The sequence below is a fragment of the Thalassospira profundimaris genome, assembly GCF_003326675.1.
Lineage (GTDB): Bacteria > Pseudomonadota > Alphaproteobacteria > Rhodospirillales > Thalassospiraceae > Thalassospira > Thalassospira aquimaris.
The window spans coordinates 170981-186226 of record NZ_JPWF01000006.1 but is presented as its reverse complement, the minus strand read 5'-3'; the positions used below and the strand labels follow the sequence as shown (position 1 = coordinate 186226).

The window sequence follows — 15246 nt, the reverse complement described above, 5'->3', positions numbered from 1 at the left end:
TTTATCGATGCACCCCATCCGGGACGCACAGCATACAGCATTACGCAAAGGAGAAGGGATATGTCAGGGCAATTGCCCGAAGATAAACGGGAGCCACCGCTGCCGTTGGCCATGTGGTAATTCCTCGTGACCTGCAGGTGCAGGTGGGCGCCGTATAACCAGACCACGGTCTGGAAAGGGACAGCTCCCTAGAGAAATGAGCATCGGCCCCGGGAATTAGCGAACCTGACGAACAGGGCAGCCCCCTTGATGCTGGGTTCTTGATCGCCGCGAGGGCGCATCGCAAACTGTCAGCGCCCGGAACTTAGTCCCGGGACATGCGAATTTCAAGTAGATTACACCCGAAAGCCCCAACAAACGGAGCGATCAAACCTTTGCAGGCAGCCGGACAGACACCCTACCCGCAAAGATCAGCTTTGGGCAAGTTTGTCGGCGATGGTTTCGATACGGGCCGCAATGCTTTCGAAATTCTCGGCCAGTGCTTCACTTTCGGCATCGGTCAAACCGGATGCCTGCGGCTGCGGATTTGCACCGTTGTCGAGTTTTGCCTGTGCACTGCCAAGTTCATCTGCAATCAGAAGACTGGTCATCACCAGAAGGCGCTGTTCACCGATCTGGCCGACCGCATCGGCGATTTCCTTGACCCGGTCATTGACATATCCGGCAAGGGCGTGAATGCGATCTTCCTGACCGTCATCACATGCGATGTCGTAATTGCGGCCGTTAATGCGAATTGAAACCTGTGCCATGGATTACGCCTGTTTCTTTACGGGGTCTTCGGACAGAACAAATTTGAGCTGATCAACAGCACCGTCAAGACGGGCAGAAACCGTTTCGGTTGCCTCGGTCAGACGGTCGTAATCGGCACGCATCGCGGCAAGCTGTGCACGTAGTTCTTCAACTTCCTGATTATCTGAATCTGCCTGCTGGCTTTTGTCTGCAATAGTCGACTCCGCAACCATTTCAAGACGTTCCAATGCTGCATTCAGTCGATCACTTGCTTGTTGCAACCGCGACATGGATTACTACCCGATTGTTAGCTGTTTTAACCAAGACCACAGAACGAATTGATCTGCGACGAATCACCATTGGCGATATCAAGCCCGGCGAAGATGTCATGATAAAGGCTGATTTAACATTCACGATCCGGATCAACAACATTTTTGCCCGCCCGGGCGGAAAAGCCGTGATCCACAGACATGTTGGTAAACCCATGAAAACATAGAGCAGCGATGATAAACCGGTCAACAGACCCGCAGCCAGCCATGCACAATCGTCACACCTGTTAGCTGGAATCCGGGTAACGGGCGCAGATTTTCCACAGAAGCGGTTGACGTATGCCCCCCATAAGGGCATCTTCCGCGCAAATTCCGTTAATGATGGAATAACCGTATTTAAAGTGTTTTCATCGCCCGACCGCGAAACCCCCAGGAACCGCATCACATGACGACGCAAGTAGAACACAACCGCATGGCCAATGCCATTCGCTTCCTTTCGGCAGACGCTGTTGAGAAAGCCAACTCCGGACACCCGGGTATGCCGATGGGCATGGCAGACGTTGCGACTGTTCTTTACACCAAATTCTTGAAATTCGATCCGAAGCACCCGAACTGGCCGGACCGCGACCGTTTCATCCTGTCCGCAGGTCACGGCTCGATGCTTCTTTATTCGCTTCTGCACCTGACCGGTTACGAAGATTTCGATCTTGATCAGATCAAGAATTTCCGTCAGATGGGCTTCCGCACCGCCGGTCACCCGGAATTCGGTCACGGCGAAGGTATCGAAACCACCACCGGCCCGCTGGGTCAGGGTATTGCGACCTCGGTCGGTTTCGCACTTGGCGAACGCATCATGAATGCGCGCTATGGCAATGACGTGGTTGATCACTTCACCTATGTGATTGCTGGCGACGGTTGCCTTATGGAAGGTATCTCGCAGGAAGCCATTTCGCTTGCCGGTCACCTGAAACTGTCGAAGCTGATCGTTCTGTTTGACGATAACGGCATTTCGATTGATGGTCCGACCTCGCTTTCGACTTCCGAAGATCACACCAAGCGCTTTGAAGCAGCTGGCTGGGACGTTCAGGAAATTGACGGCCATGATCCGGTCGCCATCGAAGCAGCTATTGCCAAGGCAAAAACCACCAACACCCCGTCGATGATTGCTTGCAAAACCGAGATCGGTTTTGGCGCACCGACCAAGGGTGGCACCTCGGCAACGCATGGTTCGCCGCTTGGTGCATCCGAGCTTGCCGGTATGCGCGAGAAACTCGGCTGGAGCCACGAGCCGTTCGATATCCCGGCAGACATCCGTGACGCATGGCTTGCAGCCGGTGCACGTGGTGCCGACGATTTCAATGCTTGGGGTGGCCGTTTCGAAGGTCTTGAAGCTGGTCTGAAAGACGAGTTCGAGCGCCGCGTCGAAGGCAAACTTCCGGAAAACTGGATCGAAGCGTTCAACGACTACAAAAAGCAGATCACCGCTGATCAGCCGAAAGTCGCGACCCGTAAGGCTTCGGAAAACGTTCTTGAAGTTCTGACCAAAGCGATCCCGGAAATGATCGGTGGTTCTGCCGACCTGACCGGTTCGAACAACACCAAAACCAGCGTTCAGTCCCCGATTACCGCCGAAGGCGGTTATGAAGGCGCGTATATCTATTACGGTATCCGTGAACACGGCATGGCAGCAGCCATGAACGGTCTGGCACTGCATGGTGGCGTTCTTCCGTATGGCGGGACCTTCCTGGTCTTTACCGATTATTGCCGCCCGTCGATCCGTCTGTCGGCTTTGATGAACCAGCGCGTTGTTTATGTCATGACCCATGATTCCATCGGTCTTGGCGAAGACGGCCCGACCCATCAGCCGGTCGAACATGTTGCGTCGTTGCGCGCAATGCCGAACGTCACCGTGATCCGCCCGGCGGACGCAGTCGAGACGGCAGAAGCATGGGCAATGGCCATCACCAATGAAAGCGGCCCGACCGTTCTGGCCCTGACCCGTCAGAACCTTCCGACGCTGCGCACCGACTATCGTGAAGACAACCTTGTCGCACGTGGCGGTTACGTGATTTCCGATTGCGACGGTGATCGTCAGGTTACCCTGATTGCAACCGGTTCCGAAGTTGAAATCGCAGTTGCCGCACAGGCCAAGCTGAAAGCAGACGGCATCAATGCTGTTGTTGTTTCGCTGCCGAGCTGGGAACTGTTCGACGCTCAATCCCCGGAATACCGCAAGGACGTTCTGGGCAGCGCACCGCGCGTTGCCATCGAAGCCCTTTCGGTCTTTGGCTGGGAAAAATATGTCGGCGATAACGGCAAAGTTATCGGCATGCACGGTTTTGGTGCCTCGGCACCGGCCCCGGTCCTTTACGAGCATTTCGGCATCACCGCCGACGCGCTGGTCAAAGCGGCCAAGGAACTGGTTTAATTTACAGGGCCGGATCGGTAACATGCCGATCCGGCCTTTTTTCTGCGGGTGTTGAACCCTAAGCCGTGATTGGTACTCCCCAGGTAGCAATCATTATAATTTTGGAGGGATGAATGGCTATTCGCGTAGCGATTAATGGTTTCGGTCGTATCGGCCGTCTTGTTCTGCGTTCTATCGTTGAAAGCGGTCGCACCGACGTCGAAGTCGTTGCCATCAACGACCTGGGTGATGTCGCCACCAACGCACATCTTCTGAAATATGATTCCGTTCATGGCGTTCTTGCCAACGACGTCAAAGCCGAAGGCGATAACCTGGTCATTGACGGCAAAGCCATCAAAGTTTGCTCCGAGCGTGACCCGGCGAACCTGCCGTGGGCAGCCCTGAATGTTGATATCGCATTCGAGTGCACCGGTATCTTCCTTGACGAAGCTGGCGCAGGCAAACACCTGACCGCTGGCGCAAAACGCGTTCTGATCTCTGCCCCGGCAAAGGGCGACATCAAGACCGTTGTTTACGGTGTTAACTCTGATACCCTGACCGCTGATGACGTCATCGTTTCGAACGCTTCGTGCACCACCAACTGCCTTGCACCGGTTGCAGACGTTCTGAACAAAACCGTTGGCATCACCAAAGGCTTCATGACCACTGTTCACGCCTTCACTGGCGACCAGAACACCGTGGACAGCCTGCACAAAGACCTGCGCCGTGCGCGTTCGGCATCGCTTTCGATGATCCCGACCTCGACCGGTGCGGCCAAGGCTGTTGGTCTTGTTCTTCCGGAACTTAAGGGCAAACTCGATGGTACCGCCATCCGCGTTCCGACCCCGAACGTTTCCATGGTTGACCTGACCTTCGTTGCTGGTCGCGACACCAGCGTTGAAGAAGTCAACGCTGCCATCAAAGAAGCTGCAAACGGCCCGCTTAAAGGCGTTCTTGGCGTTTGCGAAGCACCGCTGGTTTCGGTTGACTTCAACCACAACCCGAACAGCTCGACCTTTGATGCGACCCAGACCCAGGTTATGGACGGCAACTTCGTTCGTATCCTGTCCTGGTACGACAACGAGTGGGGCTTCTCCAACCGTATGAGCGACACCGCTGTTGCTATGGCGAAGTTCCTCTAAGCATCGCTTGGTTAGAATTTGGGAAGTGCCCGAAGTATTCTGCTTCGGGCACTTTTCTTTTGCGCAGTGATCGGTCAGTCTGTCTGACCATCCCTGACCGCCCATTCAAATGACAGGAGCCCGGCTGTGAGCCTTTTATTCAAGGAACTCGATTACCGGCCGACCCCGATGGGCGTTCTAAGCCTGCGTCGTCGTCGCGAACTAAGCCTTGATATCGATGTTTTCGAAATCAAGCTTGATGACGAATATCTGATGTCGAGCCTGTTTACCGATGCCGAGATCGCGCTTGCCGATCTGGGTTTGGCGGAACTTGATCGTGACGGCCTTGATGTTGTCGTTGGTGGTCTCGGTCTCGGCTATACCGCCAAAGCAGCGCTTGATAATCCCAAGACCGGCAAACTTACGGTTCTGGATACCCTGCCCGAAGTGATTGAATGGCACCAGCAGGGATTACTGCCGCTTGGTGAACAGCTTTCGAACGATCCGCGCTGTGCGCTTGTCCATGGGGATTTCTTTGGCGCGGCATTGTCGGAAACGGCCGGAATGAACCCCGATGCCCCAACAACAAAGCATGATGCCATCCTGCTGGATGTTGATCATTCACCGGGCAACGTTTTGCATGAAAATCACAAGGCGCTTTACACCAAGGACGGGCTCCGCAAACTTGCCAGCCACCTTGTGCCCGGCGGCATCTTTGCTCTGTGGTCGACAGAACTTCCCGAACCGTGGTTTGAGGAAAATCTGGCGGCGGCCTTTGACGGCATTCGCGCCGATGTCATCACCTTCAAGCATCCGGTGATTGACCGCGAAGATATCAACACGGTCTATGTCGCGCGCACCGCTTCCTGAGAACATACAAAGACATGACGCAAAACCCGGTTCAGGTCCCGATCATCCGCATCCACGGCATCAAAGGCGCAAGGTCTGCTTGCCGGGTCTTTGAACAGGCCCCTTTTAAGCTGCTTTCGCCGCGAAATGCCGCGCTGTCACATGGTGCGCAATGGTTCGCCGATCTTGTGCAGATCGTGCGTGAAGAATTTAACACAGCATCGTTTCAGGCGGTCCTTGATTGCCGAGGCCGGGTTTCAGGTGCCCTTGCGGCCATTGAAATTGGCCTTGAAGGGGTGATTGTTGATGCCCTGCCAGATGCCCAGATTGAAAACTTGTGCGATATGGGCCTACAAAAGAACTGCGAGATATTTACATCCCCGCCAAATGCAGCGGATATCTATGAGATGGAAGATCACCGTCTTCCCGATCATGAGCTGGACAAACGCCTGAAAGCCCATATCGGCTAGGCAATTGCCAAAAGCACTGGCAAGGGTTACATAACACGCAGGAAATCATCAGGAATTATCATCGTGAACACTGACGAACTTGCCGGTCTTTATCTTCTGACCCCGCCGAAAATCGAACTCGCAACCTTTGGCGACAAGCTGAAGTCGGTTCTTGATACCGGTGCGGTAGATTGCCTGCAGCTTCGCCTGAAAGATGTCAGCGATGATGACATCCGCAAAGCGATTGATACCATCCTTCCGATGTGTAACGACCGCGACATTCCGCTGATCCTTAATGACCGTCCCGACATTGCCAAAAAATCCGGCTGCGACGGCGTGCATGTTGGCGAGGAAGATGCCAGCTATGACGAAGCCCGCGCGATCATGGGCGAAGAACATATTGTCGGCGTGTCATGCTATGACAGCCGCCACCGTGCGATGATCCTTGGTGACAAGGGTGCGGATTACGTTGCATTTGGCGCGTTTTATCCGACCGAAACCAAAGAAGCCAAAACAAGCGTCACGCCGGAAATCCTTGAAATCTGGACGACCTTTACCACCGTTCCCTGCGTTGCCATTGGTGGCATTACCGCCGAAAATGTGGCACCGATTGTTCTGGCCGGTGCCGATTTTGTCGCCGTGACCGGCGGCGTCTGGAACCATCCCGACGGCCCCGAAGCCGGTGCCAAGGCGATCAAGGCGGCGATTGCGGCAACCGAAATTTAACCGGGCATCGCAATCCGAAAGATTTGAAATGACAGGTGTTTGGCGTTAGCCATGCGCGAATGACGGGCTGTCATGCGCGATAACCCTGATCAATCTTCTTGCAGCAAACACGCCAAACTGGTACTTACGGGCCCTTAAATGGGGCAAGTGCCCCCTCTTTGCATTGTGAATCTGTGATCTGAAAGAACGGTTGGTGCCATGAAAATCAACGGCAACGAAATCCGTCCGGGTAACCTTATCGAACATAAAGGTGCCCTGTGGCGTGCAGTAAAATGCCAGGCTGTAAAGCCGGGTAAAGGCGGTGCTTTTAACCAGGTTGAACTTAAAGACATTCGTACCGGCACCAAGCTGAACGAACGTTTCCGCGCTTCGGAAACGGTTGAAAAGATTCGCCTCGAGCAGAAAGAATACTCCTACCTGTTTGCCGATGGTGACATGATCACCTTCATGGACAGCGAAACCTACGAACAGATCACGATCAATTCCGACCTTATTGGCGAACCGGTTGTTTATCTTCAGGATGGCATGGTTGTGACCATCGAATCCTTCGAAGGCGAGCCGCTTGGCGTGACCCTTCCGGAACATGTCGTCTTCCAGATTGTCGAAGCCGACGCGGTTGTCAAAGGTCAGACCCAGTCTTCTTCTTTCAAACCGGCCGTCCTTGAAAATGGCGTTCGTGTCATGGTGCCCCCGCATATTGAATCGGGTACGCGCATCGTCGTGAACACCGTTGAAGGCACCTATATCGAGCGTGCCAAGGACTAAGGGCGTTCCCTGCCCTTCGGTTTTTCTTTAATTCAAACACCGGGAGATATGCCGTGCGAGGCGCCGCCCGTCGTTCTGCGAATATCAACGTTATGTACAAGGCTGTTGAAAAAGCAGCCTATGGACTGAAACGCGACTTCGGTGAAGTCGAAAACCTTCAGGTGTCGATGAAAGGCCCGGCAGATTTCGTATCTGCGGCTGATCACCGTGCCGAGAAACGCCTGCGTGAAGAGCTGGAACGTGCCCGTCCGGGTTACGGTTTCCTTCTTGAAGAAGGTGGTGAGGTCAAGGGTTCCGATCCGGAACATCGCTGGATCATTGATCCGCTTGATGGCACCACCAACTTCCTGCATGGCATTCCGCATTTTGCCATTTCGGTTGCCCTTCAGAAGGGTGACGAAATCATCGCCGGCATGATCTATGACGTTGCCAAGGATGAGTGCTTCTGGGCGGAAAAAGGCCTTGGTGCGTTTCTTGACAACCGTCGCCTGCGTGTTTCCGGCCGCCGTCGTTTGAACGAATGCGTTCTGGCTTGTGGCGTTCCGCATCTTGGTCATGGTGATCATGCTGCCTTTGAAAAACAGCTGCATTCGGTCATGGACCGTTGTGCAGGTGTTCGTCGCATGGGCGCAGCATCACTTGATCTGGCATATGTTGCAGCCGGCCGTTACGACGGTTACTGGGAAGCAGACCTTAATGCGTGGGACATTGCAGCCGGTCTTCTGATCGTGACCGAAGCTGGCGGCTATGTTCGCGATGCAAAAGGTGGCACCAACATGCTTGGCACCGGTAGCGTCGTTGCGGCCAACGACTATATCCAGCCGGTTCTGGCAAAAACGCTCAAGAAAGCGATCACGGACTAACATCCCGCTTTTATTACCGTTTTTTGAAAGGGGCACTTCGGAAATATCCGAAGTGCCCCTTTTGCTTTCTCGGTCAAAGCGGTTGTCCATTATCTGTCTCTAAGCTATGGTGCTTGATACTGAGCCATCAAATAACGACGGCCAGACAACAGGGGTGGCATTCGACAAGAATTTGCGGGTGCCTAACGATCGACACAAAACTGTGTGAAAAAGAAAAACGTTCTAAAACGATTTCAAACACAGGGTATTAAGGGGCCTGCGATTTGATGAAGGAGTATTCCAAGATTTCGGTGCTTGCGATGTCGGCTGCACTGGGAACCACCGTGTTCTTTGGCGCCAGCGCATCCGCACAGCAATACTCCCCCGTCTCGGTTGACAATAGCGTCCAGGTAAACTGGGATGTCGCAGACGGTTACGGCGATCAGCCGACCGTCCCGCAATATCTGTCACCCAGCGTCTCGCGCGAACATGTCGTGATGCCCGGTGGTGATCTGATTTACCCGGAAACCAAACCGAAATCGGCCTTCCTGGCCAGCAATCAGTTCGCCGCAAGCAATGCTTCGGAAGGCGATAGCGACGGATTTGAAACCGTTGTCATTGACGGTGCAGGCAGTGCCAATGGCATTCCCACCAGATCAGAATTTTATGGTGTCCCCGGTGTAAGCGCATCTGCATCCATGGATGATGGTGCAAACCAGGTCATCGCGTTGCAGCAGCCCGAACCAACCGCGGCACCGCGCAGCAAACCGGTTGTCACCAAAACCGAAGTGGCAAGCACAAGTGCGTCGACCAACGCACCGCCCCCACTTGCCAAGCCAACACCGGCCCCGGCAGCACCGACAATGGTAGCAGCACCTACTCCGGCGCCGACACCCGCGCCAGTGCCTGCCCCTGTTGCGGCACCGGTAACGGAAACAGCCGAGGCAGTTGAACCGCCAAAGGCCCCGCCGCTTATTTCCGAAGAAAGTGCTGCACCGGCAGCACCAAGTGCGTCGGCCGTTGAACCGATTGCATCGAATAACGAAGTTCCGCCAGCACCTGCACCTTCGCCCGATACGACGCAGTCCGCACCGGCAATGGCGCAATCGGCCCCGATGCCAAAGGCAGAACCGGCACCGCCTGTCGAACAGGCCGCTGTTCCCCCGGCCAATACGCCAAGCCCGACCCCGATGCCCGCAGGCAGTGGCGATGAATACAGCCTTGGCTTTGCTGCCGACAGCTTTGAGCTGAGCGAAACCGCAAAGCGCGAGCTTAATCAGGTTATTGCTGCGATGGGCAAGGATGACAGCCTTCGCATCCAGCTTCAGGCCTATGCACAGGGTGACGGTGCAAATGCGTCCAAGGCACGTCGCCTGTCGCTGTCACGTGCGCTTCAGGTTCGTTCCTATCTGATCGATCAGGGTGTGCGTTCCACACGTATTGATGTTCGTGCCCTTGGCTCGAACGTTCCGTCCGGCCCGGCCGATCGCGTCGATATCAAAACCGTTCAACGCTAGGATTAATCCGTCATGAGCAGTCATTCGGCCAATGGCGCAGGCACAGTCCTGCCCATTACCAAACCCGGAAGTTATCTGACACGTATGGCAATCTTTGTTGCCATTATCGTTGGGGTCGGCGCGCTGCTGTACCCTGCATTGTCTGATGCCTTTATGGCCAATGCTGTTCTGAACGGGCTGATACTTGGCGTCTTTGTCGTCGGTGTTGTCTATACTTTCCGGATGGCTGCAAGCCTGTCGCCGGAAGTCACCTGGATCGAGGATTTCCGTCGTTCGCGTCCGGGCCTGACATCGCAAGTTCCGCCGAAACTTCTGGCGCCGATGGCCGCCATGATGACCGAACAGCGCCGCGACCGCCCGCAACTTTCAACGACCTCGACCCGGACCATCCTTGATTCGATCCGATCCCGCCTTGATGAAAGCCGCGAATTGTCGCGCTATGTCGTCGGGCTTCTGGTGTTTCTTGGCCTTCTTGGGACCTTCTGGGGTCTTCTTCAGACCGTTAACTCGGTCGCCAACGTCATTGGTAACGTCAATGTTGGCAGCGGTCAGAACATGGATCTTTGGTTCTCGGAACTCAAAGAAGGTCTGTCCGAACCGCTCAGCGGCATGGGAACGGCGTTTTCGTCATCCCTGTTTGGTCTTGCCGGTTCGCTTGCCCTTGGTCTTCTCGATATGCAGGCCGGTCAGGCACAGAACCGTTTCTTTAACGACCTTGAAGAATGGCTTTCAAGCTTTACCCGTCTGGGATCGGGCGGTGCGCTTTCTGATGGTGAACAGTCGGTTCCGGCCTATCTTTCTGCCCTGATCGAACAGATGGCCGACAATATGGAAGGGTTGCAAAACTCGATCCAGCGTTCGGAAAGCTCGCAGATCAAGTCACACAATACCCTGATTGATCTGGCCGACAAATTGTCGACCCTGACCGATCAGATGAAGGCCGAACAGCAATTGATGGTCAAGCTGGCGGAAAACCAGATGCATCTGAAGCCGGTGCTCGATCAGCTTGCAGATTCCATGAAAATGGGCAGCTTTGGCATTGATGATAACACCCGCGCCCATATCCGTTCGCTAGATAACCAGCTTGGCCGTGTTGCCGAAGAACTGACCATCGGCCGCCAGCAGTCCACACAGGAAATCAGAAGCGAGATCAAGCTTCTGGCCCGTACCATAGCCGCTATCGCCGAGGAGGGCTGATCGCATGATCGGGCTTTCGCGCCGTCGTAACCGCGATGTAAATACCTGGCCAGGCTTTGTTGACGCGCTGGCAACGCTTTTGATGGTGATCATCTTCCTTCTGATGATCTTTGTCATTGCGCAGGTCTATCTTGGTGCTGCCCTTTCCGGGCGTGACGAGGCATTAAGTGACCTGACCGCACAGGTTAACGAGCTGACCAATCTGCTGTCGCTTGAACGTGGCAATAATCAGCGGATGGAACTGGAACTAACCCAGCTCACGACCGAGCTTTCCAATACCAGCAATCAGCGCGACGACCTTAAAAATCGCGCCGCTGCCCTTGCGACACAGCTTGCCGATGCGAAATTGTCGGCAGACGAGATCGAGAAAAAGCTTCTTGCTGCCCTTGCTTCGCTTGAAAGCAAGGAAACGGAACTTTCCGAACTGCGCAACACCAGTGATGAAAAGATCGCGGATCAGGATACCCGCATCGAAGAGCTTTCCGCCCTTCTGGCATCGCGTGCGGCTGAACTTGAAACGCAGAAAAATCTGAGTACCGAGGCACAGGCACAGGTTGCCGCCCTTAATCAGCAGATGCTGGCACTTCGCCAACAGCTTGCCCGGATTGAGGCCGCCCTTGAAGCGTCCGAGCGCGAAAACGAAGAAAAGAACGCCCAGATCGTCAATCTTGGCAACCGCCTGAACGCAGCACTGGCAACCAAGGTTGCCGAATTGCAGCGTTATCGTTCGGAATTCTTTGGTCGCCTGCGTGAAGTTCTTGGCGAACGTCAGGACATCCGGGTTGTGGGTGACCGCTTTGTCTTCCAGTCCGAAGTTCTGTTTGGATCAGGATCGGCCGACCTTGGCCTTGAAGGTCAGGAACAGCTGGCAAAGCTTGGTCAGACCCTGACTGCGATTGCATCGGAAATTCCCGATGATATCGACTGGGTCATGCGTGTTGACGGCCACACTGACAAGGTTCCGATCCGTAACCTTAAATTCGCGTCGAACTGGGAACTGTCATCGGCGCGTGCCATTTCGGTGGTCAAATTCCTGATCGAACAGGGCGTCCCGCCAAATCGACTGGTTGCCGCAGGGTTTGGTGAATATCAGCCCCTTGATAACCGCGACGATGAAATCGCCTATCGCCGCAACCGGCGTATCGAATTCAAGATCACGGAACGCTAAGTTTCAGATATTAAAATGATTAAAAGGCTCCGGGGTTGTCCCCGGAGCCTTTGTTTTTACTGGAGAGTTCAATAACTTCCCGCTAGGGTCGAAAACTGCTTTTCAGCATTATCCCAAATAATGATTTTATATCGGAGCCACCATGCTGCGCGATATTTCGCCCCAAAGCATATTCATGGGCCTGTTGGCAGGCTTTGTCGGGTCGGCCAGTTCCTTTGCCGTTGTTCTGCAAGGTTTGACCGCCGTTGGTGCCACCCCGGATCAGGCGGCATCCGGGCTTATGGCCCTGTCGATTTCGATGGGTCTTTGCGCAATTGTCCTTTCGCTTAAAACCCGACTTCCGATCAGTATTGCCTGGTCAACACCAGGTGCGGCCTTGCTTGCAACGTCTGGCACGATTGATGGCGGTTTTTCCGTCGCGGTTGGGGCCTTTATCGTCTGTGCCGTGCTGATCATTATCAGTGGCGTGTGGCGTCCTTTGGGGCGTGCGGTTGCCGGTATCCCTGCCCCGCTTGCCAATGCAATGCTCGCAGGTGTGTTGCTTGGCCTGTGCCTTGCCCCGGTCAAGGCGGTTGCGTTTGACCCGTTGCTTGGATTGCCGATTGCGATTGCATGGCTTGTGGTTGGCCGGTTTAACCGATTGCTTGCAGTGCCTGCCGCACTTTTGGCCTTTGTCCTTGTCATGGTATTTGGCATCGATTTCCCGGAAAACGCCCTTGCCGATCTTGGCAGTTCGATCGCGCCGCCGGTCGAGTTTGTAATGCCTGAATTTACCCTAAGCGGATTGATCGGTATTGCCCTGCCCCTGTTCATCGTCACCATGGCATCGCAAAACATTCCGGGCACCGCCGTACTCCGCGCCAATGATTACGATACTCCGCCCGGCCCGCTTTTCACGGTTACAGGTATCTTTTCGCTGATTTCCGCACCATTTGGTGGCCATGCGGTCAACCTGGCAGCCATCACCGCCGCCCTTTGCGCGGGCAAGGATGCGCATCCCGATCCCAAGAAACGCTATTGGGCGGCAGTCTTTGGCGGTGTTTTCTATGTTGCCTTTGGCTTGTTGGCCGGTCTTGTCATGGCCTTTGTCAGTTTGGCGCCGGGCATCCTGATCGAAGCAGTTGCCGGTCTTGCCCTGATCGGGGCATTTGCCGGATCGGCTGTCGCGGCCTTCAAGGAAGAAGATGCCCGCGAAGCCGCCGCAGTGACCTTTATCGTTACGGCGGCCGGCCTGACATTCTATGGGATATCCGGGGCGTTTTGGGGGCTTCTTGCAGGTGGTCTGATCTATCTGTTGACCCATCTTAAAAATCGCTAGGATCACAGTATTCAAACCAATAGCCCGGCGCATAATGTGCCGGGCTTTTGTCATTTTGGAACAGCTATCAAACCGCCTTGGAAGCCGGTTTTGTTGCCGTGTCCGCATCGCTTGTGGGGGCGACGGACACCGATGGTTCCTTTAACAAGTCACTCATTGCGTCATATTGCGATAGGAAAACCTTGCCAGTAAGCTCCTCAAGGAAATGGGCACATTTCAGGCGATCCATCACCGGGCCTTTGACCTCGGAAAGATGAAGGGCGATGCCCATTTCATCAAGGCGATGATTGATCGCTTCGAGTGATTCAAGCGCACTGAGATCAATCTCGTTGATTGCCGAACACATCAGAATGACATGACGCAACTTTTCCTCGCCCACCACACGATCAAGAATGTAGTCCTCAAGAAAACGGGCATTGGCAAAATAAAGGCTTTCATCAATCCGGATGGTAACCACCGACGGATCGGTAAAGACATTGTGGCGTTTGATATTGCGGAAATGCTGCGTGCTTGGCACCAGACCAACCTCGGCAATATGCGGGCGCGACGTTCTATAAAGGAACAAGCCAATCGACAGGACAACGCCGGACGTCACCCCAACTTCGACCCCGAAACCAAGGGTCAGAATGATCGTGGCCAGAACCGCCACGAAATCCGCCTTTGAATAGCGCCAACTGGTTTTCAGGATCGAGAAATCCACCAGCGACAGCACGGCAACAATAATGGTCGCGGCCAGTGTCGCCTTTGGCAGAAAATACACAAGCGGCGTTAGTGCTATGGCTGCAATCGCAAGACCAATGGCGGTAAAGGCGCCAGCAGCAGGCGTTTGCGCCCCGGCATCAAAATTAACGACTGAACGGGCAAAGCCACCTGTCACCGGATAGCCACCAGTAAAGGCCGCACCAAGGTTTGCCGCACCAAGACCAATAAGTTCCTGATCCGGGTTGATCCGTTGCCGACATTTGGCCGCCAGGGTCTGGGCAACCGAAATTGATTCTACAAATCCGATCACCGAAATCAGAATGGCTGGCACCAGAAGTTCCGACATCAATCCTGGCGAAAAGTCCGGCAAGGTCAGCGGCGGCAAACTTTGCGGTACATCACCAACAATTTTGACCCCGACATCTGCCAGATGGAAATACCACACTGCAATTGTTGTCGCGATGACGGCGGCAACCGGACCAGCCTTGGTCATCACATCGGCAAGACGTGCCCCGACGCCCAACTTTCGCAGGGTCGGTTTAAGCCCCTTGCGCACCCAGAACAGGAACACAGTCGCCGATGCGCCGATCACAAGCGTGACCAGATTGGTCGATGACAGATGCGCTACAAGGGATGCCACCATTTCCCAAAGCGTATGCCCATCGGCATCAACGCCCAGAATATGTTTAAGCTGACTGGCCGCAATCAGAATGCCCGATGCCGTAATGAAACCGGCAATCACCGGGTGCGACAGAAAGTTGGCAAGGAAACCAAGCTTGAATATCCCCATTGCCAGCAATATCGCACCGGACAGGGCGGCAAGTGTCAGTGCCGCAACCGCATATCCTATTGTTCCCGCCTCGGCGACATTACCAATGGCCGCCGCTGTCATCAGGGACACCACCGCCACCGGTCCAACCGCCAGTGCCCGACTGGTTCCGAAAACCGCGTAAAGGATGATCGGTACAATCGATGCATAAAGCCCGGCTTCCGGCGGCAAGCCAGCCAGAAGCGCATAGGCCAGTGATTGCGGGATCAGCATGATGGTCACGATGATCGCCGCAACCATGTCATCGCCGAATGCCGTCCGGTCGTAACTGCGCCCCCAATCAAGGACGGGGATATATTTCCTGATACGCGGCAAGATCATATTCGTGACTTTCGGATGTGCATCATAGAGCAGTTCA

15 protein-coding genes and 1 other RNA gene are annotated in these 15246 nt (G+C 54.7%); 12 read left to right on the top strand and 4 right to left on the bottom strand.

What is annotated here, in order from left to right; genetic code table 11:
• Positions 1–86 precede the first annotated feature (86 nt).
• The 3 genes from ssrS to TH19_RS10745 form a co-directional block, all read right to left on the bottom strand.
• A non-coding RNA gene (gene ssrS / locus TH19_RS10755) (6S RNA) lies at positions 87–247 on the bottom strand.
• 163 nt (positions 248–410) lie between these two features.
• Positions 411–749 (bottom strand): cell division protein ZapA, encoded by a 339-nt coding sequence (locus tag TH19_RS10750; protein WP_114102356.1) that lies wholly within the window; start codon positions 747–749, stop codon positions 411–413.
• Between the two features lie 3 nt (positions 750–752).
• Positions 753–977 carry a hypothetical protein gene (locus TH19_RS10745; RefSeq protein ID WP_258547912.1) on the bottom strand — a complete coding sequence of 75 codons (225 nt, stop codon included), beginning with the start codon at positions 975–977 and terminating at the stop codon, positions 753–755.
• Here TH19_RS10745 and TH19_RS22740 point away from each other — a divergent pair.
• From TH19_RS22740 to TH19_RS10685, 12 genes are all read left to right on the top strand, one after another.
• Positions 977–1225, top strand: coding sequence for a hypothetical protein (locus TH19_RS22740; RefSeq protein ID WP_181846395.1), 249 nt, complete (start codon positions 977–979; stop codon positions 1223–1225). The genes TH19_RS10745 and TH19_RS22740 overlap by 1 nt on opposite strands.
• Positions 1226–1443: 218 nt before the next feature.
• The gene (tkt, locus tag TH19_RS10735) at positions 1444–3426 is read left to right on the top strand and encodes a transketolase (protein ID WP_114102353.1); all 1983 of its coding nucleotides are present in this window, start codon (positions 1444–1446) and stop codon (positions 3424–3426) included.
• 113 nt (positions 3427–3539) lie between these two features.
• Complete coding sequence (gene gap / locus TH19_RS10730) at positions 3540–4547, top strand: type I glyceraldehyde-3-phosphate dehydrogenase (RefSeq protein WP_114102352.1); 1008 nt, start codon at positions 3540–3542, stop codon at positions 4545–4547.
• Between the two features lie 126 nt (positions 4548–4673).
• On the top strand, positions 4674–5396 hold the full coding sequence (locus TH19_RS10725) for a polyamine aminopropyltransferase (RefSeq protein ID WP_114102351.1): 723 nt from the start codon (positions 4674–4676) through the stop codon (positions 5394–5396).
• 14 nt (positions 5397–5410) lie between these two features.
• Positions 5411–5845 (top strand): hypothetical protein, encoded by a 435-nt coding sequence (locus TH19_RS10720; RefSeq protein ID WP_114102350.1) that lies wholly within the window; start codon positions 5411–5413, stop codon positions 5843–5845.
• A 63-nt stretch (positions 5846–5908) separates the two neighbouring features.
• Positions 5909–6550 carry a thiamine phosphate synthase gene (gene thiE / locus TH19_RS10715; RefSeq protein ID WP_114102349.1) on the top strand — a complete coding sequence of 214 codons (642 nt, stop codon included), beginning with the start codon at positions 5909–5911 and terminating at the stop codon, positions 6548–6550.
• A gap of 198 nt (positions 6551–6748) precedes the next feature.
• Complete coding sequence (gene efp, locus TH19_RS10710; RefSeq protein ID WP_114102348.1) at positions 6749–7315, top strand: elongation factor P; 567 nt, start codon at positions 6749–6751, stop codon at positions 7313–7315.
• A gap of 53 nt (positions 7316–7368) precedes the next feature.
• The gene (locus TH19_RS10705) at positions 7369–8178 is read left to right on the top strand and encodes an inositol monophosphatase family protein (protein ID WP_220151726.1); all 810 of its coding nucleotides are present in this window, start codon (positions 7369–7371) and stop codon (positions 8176–8178) included.
• 266 nt (positions 8179–8444) lie between these two features.
• The gene (locus TH19_RS10700) at positions 8445–9674 is read left to right on the top strand and encodes an OmpA family protein (protein ID WP_114102346.1); all 1230 of its coding nucleotides are present in this window, start codon (positions 8445–8447) and stop codon (positions 9672–9674) included.
• 12 nt (positions 9675–9686) lie between these two features.
• A complete protein-coding gene (locus TH19_RS10695) occupies positions 9687–10871 on the top strand; it encodes a flagellar motor protein MotA (RefSeq protein ID WP_114102345.1) in 1185 nt (394 codons plus the stop codon).
• A gap of 4 nt (positions 10872–10875) precedes the next feature.
• Entirely contained in the window at positions 10876–12039 is a 1164-nt protein-coding gene (locus TH19_RS10690) for a peptidoglycan -binding protein (protein WP_114102344.1), read from the top strand.
• A gap of 142 nt (positions 12040–12181) precedes the next feature.
• The gene (locus TH19_RS10685; RefSeq protein WP_114102343.1) at positions 12182–13357 is read left to right on the top strand and encodes a benzoate/H(+) symporter BenE family transporter; all 1176 of its coding nucleotides are present in this window, start codon (positions 12182–12184) and stop codon (positions 13355–13357) included.
• 67 nt (positions 13358–13424) lie between these two features.
• On the opposite strand, the gene TH19_RS10680 is transcribed toward TH19_RS10685, so the two are convergent.
• The gene (locus TH19_RS10680) at positions 13425–15209 is read right to left on the bottom strand and encodes a SulP family inorganic anion transporter (RefSeq protein WP_114102342.1); all 1785 of its coding nucleotides are present in this window, start codon (positions 15207–15209) and stop codon (positions 13425–13427) included.
• Between the last annotated feature and the right edge of the window lie 37 nt (positions 15210–15246).

Excerpts from the sequence above, each read along its gene's own strand:
- TH19_RS10690 (WP_114102344.1), top strand. The coding sequence starts at position 10,876 with ATGATCGGGCTTTCGCGCCGTCGTAACCGCGATGTAAATACCTGGCCA.
- TH19_RS10700 (WP_114102346.1), top strand. The coding sequence starts at position 8,445 with ATGAAGGAGTATTCCAAGATTTCGGTGCTTGCGATGTCGGCTGCACTG.
- TH19_RS10750 (WP_114102356.1), bottom strand. The coding sequence starts at position 749 with ATGGCACAGGTTTCAATTCGCATTAACGGCCGCAATTACGACATCGCA.
- TH19_RS10720 (WP_114102350.1), top strand. The coding sequence starts at position 5,411 with ATGACGCAAAACCCGGTTCAGGTCCCGATCATCCGCATCCACGGCATC.
- TH19_RS22740 (WP_181846395.1), top strand. The coding sequence starts at position 977 with ATGCTGCATTCAGTCGATCACTTGCTTGTTGCAACCGCGACATGGATT.
- TH19_RS10680 (WP_114102342.1), bottom strand. The coding sequence starts at position 15,209 with ATGATCTTGCCGCGTATCAGGAAATATATCCCCGTCCTTGATTGGGGG.
- TH19_RS10685 (WP_114102343.1), top strand. The coding sequence starts at position 12,182 with ATGCTGCGCGATATTTCGCCCCAAAGCATATTCATGGGCCTGTTGGCA.
- efp (WP_114102348.1), top strand. The coding sequence starts at position 6,749 with ATGAAAATCAACGGCAACGAAATCCGTCCGGGTAACCTTATCGAACAT.
- TH19_RS10695 (WP_114102345.1), top strand. The coding sequence starts at position 9,687 with ATGAGCAGTCATTCGGCCAATGGCGCAGGCACAGTCCTGCCCATTACC.
- tkt (WP_114102353.1), top strand. The coding sequence starts at position 1,444 with ATGACGACGCAAGTAGAACACAACCGCATGGCCAATGCCATTCGCTTC.
- gap (WP_114102352.1), top strand. The coding sequence starts at position 3,540 with ATGGCTATTCGCGTAGCGATTAATGGTTTCGGTCGTATCGGCCGTCTT.